This window comes from Agrococcus sp. SCSIO52902 (assembly GCF_022983135.1).
GTDB lineage: Bacteria > Actinomycetota > Actinomycetes > Actinomycetales > Microbacteriaceae > Agrococcus > Agrococcus sediminis.
The window spans coordinates 246,154-257,953 of the sequence record NZ_CP095269.1; the positions used below are offsets into that span (position 1 = coordinate 246,154).

Consider the following 11,800-nt stretch of genomic DNA (forward strand, 5'->3'; position numbering starts at 1 on the left):
ACCGCATGAGCGAGCTGCGCATCACCGCCGCCACCGTCGGCCACCCCGGCGGCGGCGACGTGGTGCACGAGCTCGACCTGCACGTGCCCTCCGGCGGCGTCGACGCCGTGCTCGGCGCCTCCGGCTCCGGCAAGTCGACGCTGCTGCTCGCGATCGCGGGCCTCCTGCCGCTGCGGGCCGGCGAGATCGCCGTCGGCGACCGCGTGCTGTCGACGGCGCGCCGCACGGTGCCGCCCGAGCGGCGCGGCGTCGGCTGGGTGCCGCAGGACGCATCCCTCTTCCCCCACCTGACCGTCGCGGAGAACATCGCCTTCGGGCTGCCGCGCAGCGAGCGCGACCCCCGCGGCGAGCGCGTGCGGGCCATGCTCGAGCTCGTCGAGCTCGGCGGCTTCGGCGACCGCTCGCCGGCCGACCTGTCTGGCGGCCAGGCGCAGCGCGTCGCGCTCGCGCGCGCCCTCGCACCGGCGCCGTCGATCGTGCTGCTCGACGAGCCGTTCTCGGCGCTCGACGCGACGCTGCGGGTGGGCCTGCGGCGCGAGATCGGCCGCATCCTGCGCGATGCGGGCGCGACCGCGCTGCTCGTCACCCACGACCAGGAGGAGGCGTTCGCGCTCGCCGACCGGGTCTCGGTGCTGCGCAGCGGCCGGGTCGAGCAGCACGGCACCGCCGAGGAGCTCTTCGCCCGGCCGCGCTCGGCGTGGCTCGCGACCTTCCTCGGCGAGTCGACGCTCGTGCCCGCGAGGCGCGACGGTGATGCCTGGCGCACGCCGCTCGGCCCCGTCCCGGTCGCGGCCGGCGCGATCGACGACGCCGAGGCGATGCTCGTCGTGCGGCCCGAGCAGCTGAAGCCCTTCGCCGCCGGCGTGCCGATCACCGTGCGCGACGTCGAGTACTCGGGCCACGACCGGCTGCTGCTCGCCGAGGCGGAGGGCGTGCCCGGCACGGTGCTCATGCGGATGCCGTCGGCGATCGGCATCGAGCTCGGCACCCGCATGCCGGTGCGCATCCACGGCACGCCGCACGCGGTGCCACTCGCCGGCGCCTAACTGCCGAGCGCTCGCGCGGGCGCGGGCTAGCTGTACTGCCCAGGCAGGTTGTTCAATCGGGTGATCGGTGGCTGCTTGCCGGTGGCGGTGTGGGGTCGGTGGTGGTTGTAGAGGTGCAGCCAGGCGGGGAGCGCGTCGCGTCTGGCTCGTTCTGAGCGGTAGTGGCGTCCGTAGGCCCATCCATCGGCGAGGGTGCGGTGGAAGCGTTCGATCTTGCCGTTGGTCTGGGGCCGGTAGGGGCGGGTGTGCTTGGGGACGATCGCGAGCTCTCGGCAGGTGTCGCGCCAGAGGTGCGAGCGGTAGGCGGGGCCGTTGTCGGAGAGGACGCGTTCGACGGTGACGCCGCGGGCTGCGAACCACGACGTCGCGCGGCGGAGCACGGCGGTCGCGGTTGCGGCGGTCTCGTCGTCGTGGATCTCGGCGTAGGCGACGCGGGAGTGGTCGTCGATGACGGTGTGGACGAACGCGTGGCGCAGCAGCTCGTGGCGATACTTGTTCCGAGCAAGCCCCGGCGTCTGGCGCCGGTTCCTGCGTCCTTGCTGGCGTCCGACGTAGCGCCAACCGCCGCCATCGGGGATGTTGCCGAGCTTCTTCACGTCGACGTGGATCAGCGAACCGGGACGGTCGTGCTCGTAGCGTCTGGCGGGCTCGCCGGTCTTCACATCGACATGGCTGAGCCGGTTGAGCCTGCAACGCACGAGCACTGCGTGGACCGTCGACGCCGGCATGCCGACCATCCCAGCGATCTGCACGGGCCCGAGCCGCTTCCGGATCCGCAGCTGCACGATCCGCCGGACCACATCAGGCCGGGTCCGGTTCGGCGAGGACAGCGGCCGCGACGAACGATCAGCCATTCCGGCCTCGCCCAGCTCGAGATACCGACGCGACCACTTCGCCGCGGTCGGCCAGGAGACCCGGAAGTAGTCCGCGGCCGCTGCGACCGTCCAGCCGTCATCGACGACCGCGCGAGCGAGCCTAAGACGTTGGCGCGGCGTCAGCGCCGCATTACCGTGGGCCACGAGAACCTCCTGGCGGATGGCTGCTTGAACACCACCACCCTGCCCGGAGGTTCTCGCTACGTCACCACTCCACGTTCGAACAACGTCCCTGGGCAGTACAGCTAGCGGGCGATGTCGTCGAGCCAGGTGATCGCCGCCCCGTGCGGGTCGGTGATCGCGATCGGCTCGGCGTCGCGCCGCAGCACGAAGTCGGACGGCGACGCCCACGGCGCGGGCGGCCCGATCTCGAGCGACGCCCCCTCGTTCGCGACCCACGTCACCGGCAGCTCGCCCATCAGGTCGGCGAAGGCTGCGCGCTCGTAGGCCGAGACGTACGCGAGCACGGCCGAGTGCCAGACGACGACCGTCGGCGCGTGCCGCGCGGCCTCCTCGACGAGCGCGCGCGTGTCGGCGGTGAGGTCGCCGCGGCGCAGCTCGGCGCCCTCGCGCCGAGCGATCGCGATGCCCGTGCGCAGCCGGTCGACGCGCGCACCGTCGACGCCGCCCGTCGCATCCGGCCACACGAGCGCCTCGAGCCACGCGCGCGTGTCGGGGTCGGCGGGGTCGAGCGGCTGCAGGTCGAGGCCGCCGCGCCAGGCGACCAGCGGCGGCTCGGCGGGCAGGGGCGTCGACGGCGAGGCCTCGGTCTCGAGCAGCGGCAGGCTCGCGTCGCCCACGTACCTGCCCGGCCCGAAGCGGTAGCGCCAGCGGTCGGGGTAGAGGCACAGGCCCGCCGCCGCGCCCACCTCGACGAGCGCGATCGGCCCCGTCAGGTGCGCGATGGCGGGCAGCAGCGTGGCCATCCGGCGGGCCTCGTTGGTCTGCGTCATGCGCGCGAGCATGGTCGAGCGGATGCGGTCCCAGGCGCCCGCGACCATGTCGCGCACGTCGACCCACGGCTGCAGCGGCACGCCCTCGAAGCGGGCGGCGGCGAAGAGCAGGTTGGGCTGCCGCTTCACCGGCTCGAGCTCGGCGATCGCCGCGCAGAGCGCGGGGTCGGCGGCCACGCCGCGCGCCCACTCGGCGTAGCGCGGCGAGCGCTCCTCGGCCTCGACCGCGGCCCACCGCACGTAGGAGCGCGCGACGGACTGGTCCTCGGTCACGTCCTGCACGCATCCACCCTGCCATGCCGGGCGCGGCCGCCCGTGTGCGCGAGGGATCCGCCGCCGCGGGCGGGCGTCAGCCGGCGCCGCGCAGGCGGCGCAGGCCGCAGGCGGCGGGGCCCTCGAGCCGCGCGCCGTCGGGGGCGAAGCGCGAGCCGTGCGCGGTGCAGTCCCAGCTGCGCTCCTCGGGGTTCCAGCGCACGAGGGCGCCCACGTGGGGGCAGAAGGCGGACACCTGGCGCGTGGCGCCGTCGACCGTGGAGGTGCCGACGAGCCGCAGGCCGTCGCGGCCGAGCGCGCCCTCGCCCTCGAGCGGCACCGTCGCCGGCGCAAGGGCGTCGCGCAGCGCACCCGCCTCCGCGCCCGCGGTGGCGGCGAGCGTGCCCACGAGCCGGCCCGCCGCAGCCGGGGTAGTGCCGCGCCGCCGCAGCGTGCGCGCCCAGTCGGGCTCGTGCCCGACGATGCGGCCGGCGATCGCGACCGCGCTCATCGCGCCCCCGGTCATCCCCCACTTGTCGAAGCCGGTCGCGAGCAGCACCCGTCCCCGTGAGCCGAGGCGCTCGCCGATCCACGGGAGCCGGTCGGGCGTGCGGTAGTCCTGCGCGCCCCACGCGTGCGTGCGCCGCGCGTCGGGCCAATGCGCGAGCACCCACCGGTCGAGCTCGGCGAGCAGGCGGCGCGGGTCGTGCTCGCGGCCCACGAGGTGGCCGGGGCCGCCCGCGACGAGCAGCTCGCCGGCCTCGTCGTGCGCGGTGCGCAGCGAGCGGCTCGGCGAGTCGACGCTGAGCGCCATCACCTCGGGCAGCGGCGCGCCCGTGCGGTACGACGCGGCGTAGGAGCGGTGCGCCTCGAGGAGCGCCGCGGTGCCGCGCGCGGGCACGGGGGCCCCGGTGGCGAGCACCGCCTGCCCTGCGCGCCACTCGCCCGCGTCGGTCTCGACGACCACGCCGCGGCCGCTCGCGCGCACGCGCCGCACCCGGGCGCGCACGATGCGGCCGCCGCGGTCCTGCAGCTCGGCCGCGAGCGCGGCGAGCACCGCCATGGGCTGCAGCTGCGCCTGGTCGGCGAGCCGGATCGCCCCGGCCGTCGGGAACGGCAGCGCCTCGGCGCCGCCCTCCTCGGCGGGCAGGCCGAGCGAGCGCATCGCCTCGAGCTCCTGCGCCAGCGCGTCGGCGCCGTCGGCGGTGGAGGCATAGGAGACGGCAGGCCGCCGCTCGGGGTGCTCGCCCTGCTCGGCGAGCAGCTCGAGCAGCCGGCGCTGGCCGGCGAGCGAGCCGGCCACGAAGGCCTCGACCGCCTCGCGGCGCGCGAGGCCGAGGATCCGGTGCATGCGGTCGCCCTGGAGGAGGCTCAGCTTGGCGGTCGAGCCGCCGGTCGCGGCGGCGCCCGGCTCGCGCGCCTCGAGCACGACGACGCTCGCGCCGCGGCGGGTGAGCAGGGCGGCGGTCATGAGCCCGGTGATCCCGGCGCCGACGACGACGACGCCCGTGCGCCGCGATCCGGGCTCGTCGAGGGCGACGGTCGGTCCGGTCGCCCGCCAGAGGGAGGTCATGTCCCCCACTCAACGCGGGGCGCGGGATGTGCGCAAGGGGCGGGGATCCAGATATGGATCCCCGCCCCTGTGGTGGTCTCGATACGCCGCCTGCGGCGGCTACTCGACCAGAGGAAAGATCAGCGCTGGGCCGAGCCGTCGGTGTAGTCGGCGTCGGGCTGCTCCCACGCGAAGAGCGCGCGCAGCTTCTGGCCGGTCGCCTCGATCGGGTGGCCCTCGGCCTTGGCGCGCAGCGCCTGGAACTCGGGGCCGCCGGCGTCCTGGTCGCCGATGAAGCGCTCGGCGAAGGCACCCGACTGGATGTCCTTCAGCACCGCCTGCATGTTCTCCTTGACGCTCGGGTCGATGACGCGCGGGCCCGAGACGTAGTCGCCGTACTCGGCCGTGTCGGAGACCGACCAGCGCTGCTTGGCGATGCCGCCCTCCCACATGAGGTCGACGATGAGCTTGAGCTCGTGGAGCACCTCGAAGTAGGCGATCTCCGGCTGGTAGCCGGCCTCGGTGAGGGTCTCGAAGCCGTACTGCACGAGCTGCGAGACGCCGCCGCACAGCACCGCCTGCTCGCCGAAGAGGTCGGACTCGGTCTCCTCGGTGAACGTGGTCGTGATGCCGCCGGCGCGGAGGCCGCCGATCGCCTTCGCGTACGACCAGGCCGTCTGCCAGGCCGAGCCCGACGCATCCTTCTCGACGGCGACGATCACGGGCACGCCGCGACCGGCCTGGAACTCGCGGCGCACGGTGTGGCCCGGGCCCTTCGGCGCGACGAGCACGACGTCGACGCCCTCGGGCGCCTCGATGTAGCCGAAGCGGATGTTGAAGCCGTGGCTGAAGACGAGCGTCTTGCCCTCGCCCATGTGCTGCGCGATCTCGTTCGCGTAGATGTGGCGCTGGTGCTGGTCGGGCGCGAGCAGGACGACGACGTCCGCCCACTCGGCGACCTCGGCGGGCGTGCCCACCTCGAAGCCGGCCTCCTGCGCCTTGGCGCGGCTCTTCGACTCCGGCTGCAGGCCGACCCGCACCTCGACGCCCGAGTCGCGCAGGTTCTGCGCGTGCGCGTGGCCCTGCGAGCCGTAGCCGATGATGGCGACCTTCTTGCCCTGGATGATGCCGAGGTCGGCACCGTCGTCGTAGATGACCTCAGTCATGCTGTTCTCCTTCGTCTGGGTTCTGGGAGCTGGTTCAGCGGTCGGACTTGAGCACGCGCTCGCTGATGGACTTGCCGCCGCGGCCGATGGCGAGGAGGCCCGACTGGGCGATCTCCTTCACGCCGTAGGGCTCGAGGAGCCGCAGCAGCGCCTGGCACTTCGGGGAGTCGCCGGTGACCTCGATCACGAGCGCGTCGGCGTTCACGTCGACGACGTTGGCGCGGAAGAGCGTCGCGGCCTCGAGGATCTGCGAGCGGGTCGAGTTGTCGACCTTCACCTTGATCAGCATGTGCTCGCGCTGCACCGACTGGCCGGGCTCGAGCTCGACGATCTTCACGACGTTGATGAGCTTGTTCAGCTGCTTCGTCACCTGCTCGAGCGGCAGGTCCTCGACGTCGACGACGACCGTGATGCGCGAGAGGCCGGGCACCTCGGTCTTGCCGACCGCGAGCGACTCGATGTTGAAGCTGCGTCGGGCGAACAGGCCCGCGACGCGGGTCAGCAGGCCGGGCTTGTCCTCGACCAGGAGCGACAGGACGTGCGTGCTCATCACTCCTCCTCCCATACCGGGCTGTGCTCCTTGGCGTACTGCACGAAGGAGTTGGAGACGCCCTGCGGCACCATCGGCCACACCATGGCGTCCTTCGACACGATGAAGTCGATCACCACGGGGCGGTCGTTGGTCTCGAGCGCGAGCTTGATGGCCGGGTCGACCTCCTCGGGCTTCGTGACGCGGATGGAGAGGCAGCCGTACGCCTCGCCGAGCTTCACGAAGTCGGGGATCATGCGCGCGTCGTCACCGGTCTCGAGGTCGGTGAACGAGTGCCTGCCCTCGTAGAACAGGCTCTGCCACTGCCGCACCATGCCGAGCGACGAGTTGTTGATCACCGCCACCTTGATGGGGATGTCGTTGAGCGTGCAGGTGGCGAGCTCCTGGTTGGTCATCTGGAAGCAGCCGTCGCCGTCGATCGCCCAGACGACGCGCTCGGGCTCGGCGACCTTCGCGCCCATCGCGGCGGGCACCGCGTAACCCATCGTGCCGGCGCCGCCGGAGTTGAGCCAGGCGTTGGGGCGCTCGTACTTGATGAACTGCGCGGCCCACATCTGGTGCTGGCCGACGCCAGCGGCGTAGACGGCCTCGGGGCCCGTGATCTCGCCGATGCGCTGGATGACGTGCTGCGGCGAGAGCTTGCCGTCGGTCGGCTCGGCGAAGCCGAGCGGGAACCGCTCCTGCAGGCCCTGCAGCCGCTCCCACCAGTCGGTGAGGTCGGGGCGCGCGGTGGTCGCGAGGTCCTGGAAGGCGATCGACAGGTCGGCGAGCACCTCGCGCACGTCGCCCACGATCGGCACGTCGGCGGGCCGGATCTTCGAGATCTCGGCCGGGTCGACGTCGACGTGGATGACCTTCGCGCCCGGCGCGAACTCGTTCACCTTGCCCGTGACGCGGTCGTCGAAGCGCGCGCCGAGGGCGATGATGAGGTCGCACTCCTGGAAGGCGAGCACCGCCGGCACCGCGCCGTGCATGCCGGGCATGCCGAGGTGCTGCGGGTGGGAGTCGGGGAACGCGCCGCGCGCCATGAGCGTCGTGACGACGGGGGCGCCGGTCGCCTCGGCGAACTCGCGCAGTTCCTCCGACGCCTTCGCGCGGATCACGCCGCCGCCGACGTAGAGCAGCGGGCGCTGCGACTCGGCGAGCAGCTGCGCCGCGGCGGTGATCTGCTTGCCGTGCGCCTTCGAGACGGGCCGGTAGCCGGGCAGGTCGACCTTCTCGGGCCAGATGAACGGCGCCGAGTTCTGCTGCGCGTCCTTCGTGATGTCGACGAGCACGGGGCCCGGGCGGCCGGTCGATGCGATGTGGAACGCCGCGCGCATCACGCCCGGCACGTCCTCGGGGTGCGACACCTGGAAGCTGTGCTTCGTGATCGGCATCGTGATGCCGGTGATGTCGGCCTCCTGGAACGCATCCGTGCCGATCAGGTGGCTGAAGACCTGACCGGTGATCGCGACCATCGGCACCGAGTCCATGTACGCATCCGCGATGGCCGTCACCAGGTTGGTGGCGCCGGGGCCGGAGGTCGCGAGGCACACGCCGACCCGGCCGGTCGCGGCCGCGTAGCCCTCGGCGGCGTGGCCGCCGCCCTGCTCGTGGCGCACGAGGATGTGGCGGATCGCCGACTGCTGCATGAGCTCGTCGTAGAAGGGGATGATGGCGCCGCCGGGGATGCCGAAGACATCCTCGACCCCGAGCAGCTCGAGGGATCGGAGGACGGCGCCGGATCCGGTGAGGATCGGCGGTTCGGCGCTGCGCGGGGCGGCAGGCCTGGGTGTCATGGACATGGCTCTCCTGGCTTCACGCTGGACGTGCGTCAGCCCGTGACTGCGCCGGTGGCGGCGGAGCGCACGAGACGGGCGTACTTGGCGAGGACTCCGCGCGTGTAGCGCGGTGGCAGCGGCTCCCAGCCCTCACGCCGGGAGGCGAGCTCTGCCTCGTCGACGATCAGGTCAAGCGAGCGAGCGGCGATGTCGACCTTGATGCGGTCTCCGTCGCGCACGAAGGCGATCGGACCGGAGTCGACCGCCTCAGGGGCGATGTGGCCGATGCACAGGCCGGTTGTGCCGCCTGAGAATCTGCCGTCTGTCAGCAAGAGTACATCCTTGCCGAGGCCCGCTCCCTTGATGGCGGCCGTGATGGCGAGCATCTCGCGCATGCCGGGGCCGCCCTTCGGGCCCTCGTAGCGGATGACGACCACGTCGCCGGCCTGGATCTCGCCGGCGGTGAGGGCGTCCATCGCGGCCCGCTCGCGGTCGAAGACGCGCGCGGGGCCCTCGAAGACCTCGGCGTCGAAGCCGGCCGTCTTCACGACCGCGCCCTCGGGAGCGAGGGTGCCGTCGAGGATGGTGAGGCCGCCGGTGGCGTGGATGGGGTTCTCGAGCGAGCGCACGACGGTGCCGTCGATCGGGGCCGGGTCGAGCTCGGCGAGGTTCTCGGCGAGCGTGCGGCCTGTGACGGTGAGCGCGCCGCCGTGCAGGAGGCCCGCGTCGAGCAGCGCCTTCATGACGACCGGCATGCCGCCGACGCGGTCGAAGTCCTGGGCCACGTAGGCGCCGAAGGGCTTGACGTCGGCCAGGTGCGGCGAGCGGGCGCCGATGCGGCGGAAGTCCTCGAGGGTCAGCTCCACCTCGGCCTCGTGCGCGATCGCGAGCAGGTGGAGCACGGCGTTCGTGGAGCCGCCGAGCACCATCGCGACGGTGATGGCGTTCTCGAACGCCTCCTTGGTGAGGATGTCGCGGGCGGTGATGCCCTGCCGCAGCAGCTCGACGACGGCCTCGCCCGACTTCCGCGCGTAGTAGTCGCGGCGGCGGTCGGCCGACAGCGGCGTCGACGAGCCGGGCAGGCTCATGCCGAGCGCCTCGGCGATGCACGCCATCGTGTTGGCGGTGTACATGCCGCCGCAGGCACCCTCGCCGGGCGCGAAGCCGCACTCGATGCGGTGCAGGTCCTCGGCGGAGATCTTGCCCGCCTTGAAGGCGCCGACGGCCTCGAAGGAGTCGATGATCGTCATCGACTTGGGGATCGTGCCGTCCTCGAGCTTGGCGAAGCCGGGCGCGATCGAGCCGGCGTAGACGAAGACGCTCGCGAGGTCGAGGCGCGCGGCGGCCATGAGCATGCCGGGCAGCGACTTGTCGCAGCCGGCGAGCAGCACGGTGCCGTCGAGCCGCTCGGCGTTCACGACCACCTCGACGGAGTCGGCGATCACCTCGCGCGAGACGAGCGAGAAGTGCATGCCCTCGTGGCCCATCGAGATGCCGTCGGAGACCGAGACGGTGCCGAACTGCAGCGGGTAGCCGCCGCCGGCGTGCACGCCCTCCTTCGACGAGCGCGCGAGGCGATCGAGCGAGAGGTTGCAGGGCGTGATCTCGTTCCACGAGCTCGCGATGCCGATCTGGGGCTTCTCCCAGTCGCCGTCGCCCATGCCGACGGCGCGCAGCATCCCTCGGCTCGTGGTGGCCTCGACGCCGTCGGTGACGGCGCGCGAGCGCGGCTTGATGTCGATCTCAGGCATGGCCCGATCCTACGCCGCGGGCACATGTCTGATCGGCGGCGGGTCGCATCGGTTCGTCGCGGCGGATGCGCGGCGTTCGTCCGGAGGGTCTACCGTCGTGGGCATGATCCAGGTCGGTCTCAGCACGATCTCCGTCTTCCCCAAGGGGGTCGAGGACGGCTTCCGGCTCGCGCACGAGGCGGGCTACGACGGCGTCGAGGTGATGGTCACGACCGACGCGAAGACCCGCTCCCCCGAGCGGCTGCTCGAGCTGTCGGAGCGCTACCACCAGCCGATCATGGCGATCCACGCGCCGGTCGTGCTGCTGACGACCTTCGTCTGGGGCCGCGACCCGTTCGTGAAGCTCGACCGCTCGGCCGAGCTCGCGGTGTCGGTCGGCGCGCCCACCGTGGTCGTGCATCCGCCCTTCCGGTGGCAGGGCAAGTACGCGAAGACGTTCGAGGATGCGGTGCGGCAGACCGAGCAGAAGCACGGCGTCGAGGTGGCGGTCGAGAACATGTTCCCCTGGTCGGCGGGCGGCATCGACCGCGCCGCCTACCTGCCGGGCATCGACCCGAGCGAGATGGACGTCGAGCACGCGACGCTCGACTTCTCGCACTGCGCGCTCGCGAAGCGCGACTCGATGCAGCTGGCGCTCGACCTGGGCGACCGGCTGCGGCACCTGCACCTCACCGACGGCGTCGCCGCCGAGGAGGGGCGCGTCTTCGACGAGCACCTCATCCCCGGCCACGGCAACGAGCCGGTCGCCGAGGTGCTGCAGATGCTCGCCGAGCGGCAGTGGACCGGCCAGGTGATCGCCGAGATCAAGACGCGCCAGGCGCGCTCGGAGCGCGACCGGCTTCGGCTGCTGACCGAGACGCTCGAGTTCGCGCGCGAGCACCTGGGGCAGGCGGACACGGCCGAGGCGGCCGAGCCCGATCCGGTCGCGTCGGCGCCCGAGCCGCCCGCCTGACGTGCGCCCCGGCTGCCGGTCGGCGGCTACCAGTCGGCGGCGCCAGCGAGGTCGACCGGCCGCGGCTCGAGGCCGAGTCGCTCGCGCATGCGCGTCAGATCGATCGTGCGCTCCATGCCCAGCTGGCTGACCGCGTAGCGCGTCAGGCGCGGGCGGGCGCCCGTGCGGCGGGCGCGGCGCTCGGCGGCGGTCGCGAGCGCCATGGCGGCGGGCACCGGGATCGGCAGGATGCGCGCCGGCTCGCCGCGCGCCGCGAGCACGCGCTGCAGCACGTCGGCGAGCGGCACGGCGGGGTCATCGCCGACGTTGACGACGCCGACGTCGCGCGGCGCGTCGAGCGCGCGCAGCGTCGCGGCGACGAGGGTGTCGATGCGGGTGAGCGTGTGGAGCGCGCGGCCGCCGCCCGGCAGCGGCAGGAGGGGCCCGCGCCGGGCCTCGAGCACCCGCGGCAGCAGCGTCGTGTCGCCGGGCCCGTAGACCGCGTGGGGGCGCAGGATCGCGGCGGCGCGGCCCGCGAGCGCGCGCTCGGCGGCCGCCTTCGAGGCGCTGTAGGTGCTCAGGAACCGGGTCGGCAGCGGCGCGTCCTCGCGCCCCAGCACCGTCGGGTGCCGCGCGTCGTAGACGCTCGCGGTCGAGATGTGCACGAGCCGCGCGCCCGGCAGCGCGCGGCCGATCGCGACCGCGCCGTCGCGGTTGACGCGCATCGCCTCGGGCAGCGGCGCCCAGTCGTCGGCGAGCGCAGCCGCGTGCACGACCGCGTCGAACGCGCCGAGGTCGTCGACGGGCGCGAGCAGGTCGCGGCGCACGTAGCGGCCGCCGGCATGCGACCAGCCGCCGGCGCGGCGGCCGAGCCCCACCACCGCGTCGCCGCGGTCGGCGAGCGCCGTCGCGACCGCGCCGCCGACGAAGCCCGACGCGCCCGTCACCAGCACGCGCATCC

The 11,800-nt window shown here is 73.4% G+C and carries 10 protein-coding genes; 2 read left to right on the plus strand and 8 right to left on the minus strand.

Annotated features, from left to right (window positions below; all coding sequences use genetic code 11):
* The first annotated feature begins 5 nt into the window (after positions 1-5).
* Positions 6-1,046: an ABC transporter ATP-binding protein gene (locus MU522_RS01240; RefSeq protein ID WP_246991908.1), complete on the plus strand. Its 1,041-nt coding sequence runs from the start codon at positions 6-8 to the stop codon at positions 1,044-1,046.
* Between the two features lie 26 nt (positions 1,047-1,072).
* On the opposite strand, the gene MU522_RS01245 is transcribed toward MU522_RS01240, so the two are convergent.
* The 7 genes from MU522_RS01245 to ilvD all read right to left on the minus strand — a co-directional run bounded on the left by MU522_RS01245 (position 1,073) and on the right by ilvD (position 9,908).
* Positions 1,073-2,065 carry an IS481 family transposase gene (locus MU522_RS01245; protein ID WP_246991909.1) on the minus strand — a complete coding sequence of 331 codons (993 nt, stop codon included), beginning with the start codon at positions 2,063-2,065 and terminating at the stop codon, positions 1,073-1,075.
* Positions 2,066-2,166: 101 nt separating this feature from the next.
* The gene (locus MU522_RS01250) at positions 2,167-3,156 is read right to left on the minus strand and encodes a DUF2332 domain-containing protein (protein WP_246991910.1); all 990 of its coding nucleotides are present in this window, start codon (positions 3,154-3,156) and stop codon (positions 2,167-2,169) included.
* 67 nt (positions 3,157-3,223) lie between these two features.
* Positions 3,224-4,699 (minus strand): FAD-dependent oxidoreductase, encoded by a 1,476-nt coding sequence (locus MU522_RS01255; protein ID WP_246991911.1) that lies wholly within the window; start codon positions 4,697-4,699, stop codon positions 3,224-3,226.
* Positions 4,700-4,818: 119 nt separating this feature from the next.
* A complete protein-coding gene (gene ilvC / locus MU522_RS01260; protein ID WP_246991912.1) occupies positions 4,819-5,844 on the minus strand; it encodes a ketol-acid reductoisomerase in 1,026 nt (341 codons plus the stop codon).
* A 34-nt stretch (positions 5,845-5,878) separates the two neighbouring features.
* A complete protein-coding gene (gene ilvN / locus MU522_RS01265) occupies positions 5,879-6,394 on the minus strand; it encodes an acetolactate synthase small subunit (RefSeq protein ID WP_246991918.1) in 516 nt (171 codons plus the stop codon).
* Positions 6,394-8,214: an acetolactate synthase large subunit gene (locus MU522_RS01270; RefSeq protein WP_281440032.1), complete on the minus strand. Its 1,821-nt coding sequence runs from the start codon at positions 8,212-8,214 to the stop codon at positions 6,394-6,396. Before MU522_RS01270 ends, ilvN begins: the two co-directional genes overlap by 1 nt.
* Positions 8,211-9,908: a dihydroxy-acid dehydratase gene (ilvD, locus tag MU522_RS01275; protein ID WP_246991922.1), complete on the minus strand. Its 1,698-nt coding sequence runs from the start codon at positions 9,906-9,908 to the stop codon at positions 8,211-8,213. The genes MU522_RS01270 and ilvD overlap by 4 nt, the downstream gene beginning before the upstream one ends.
* A 103-nt stretch (positions 9,909-10,011) precedes the next feature.
* Here ilvD and MU522_RS01280 point away from each other — a divergent pair, with 103 nt between their 5' ends.
* A complete protein-coding gene (locus tag MU522_RS01280; RefSeq protein WP_246991924.1) occupies positions 10,012-10,860 on the plus strand; it encodes a sugar phosphate isomerase/epimerase in 849 nt (282 codons plus the stop codon).
* A gap of 26 nt (positions 10,861-10,886) precedes the next feature.
* Here MU522_RS01280 and MU522_RS01285 read toward each other — a convergent pair whose 3' ends face one another.
* Positions 10,887-11,798 (minus strand): NAD(P)-dependent oxidoreductase, encoded by a 912-nt coding sequence (locus tag MU522_RS01285; RefSeq protein ID WP_246991925.1) that lies wholly within the window; start codon positions 11,796-11,798, stop codon positions 10,887-10,889.
* Between the last annotated feature and the right edge of the window lie 2 nt (positions 11,799-11,800).

Bases quoted from the DNA above. Each gene is read 5' to 3' on its own strand.
- MU522_RS01240 (WP_246991908.1), top strand. From the start codon at position 6: ATGAGCGAGCTGCGCATCACCGCCGCCACCGTCGGCCACCCCGGCGGC.
- MU522_RS01255 (WP_246991911.1), bottom strand. From the start codon at position 4,699: ATGACCTCCCTCTGGCGGGCGACCGGACCGACCGTCGCCCTCGACGAG.
- ilvC (WP_246991912.1), bottom strand. From the start codon at position 5,844: ATGACTGAGGTCATCTACGACGACGGTGCCGACCTCGGCATCATCCAG.
- ilvN (WP_246991918.1), bottom strand. From the start codon at position 6,394: ATGAGCACGCACGTCCTGTCGCTCCTGGTCGAGGACAAGCCCGGCCTG.
- ilvD (WP_246991922.1), bottom strand. From the start codon at position 9,908: ATGCCTGAGATCGACATCAAGCCGCGCTCGCGCGCCGTCACCGACGGC.
- MU522_RS01280 (WP_246991924.1), top strand. From the start codon at position 10,012: ATGATCCAGGTCGGTCTCAGCACGATCTCCGTCTTCCCCAAGGGGGTC.
- MU522_RS01285 (WP_246991925.1), bottom strand. From the start codon at position 11,798: ATGCGCGTGCTGGTGACGGGCGCGTCGGGCTTCGTCGGCGGCGCGGTC.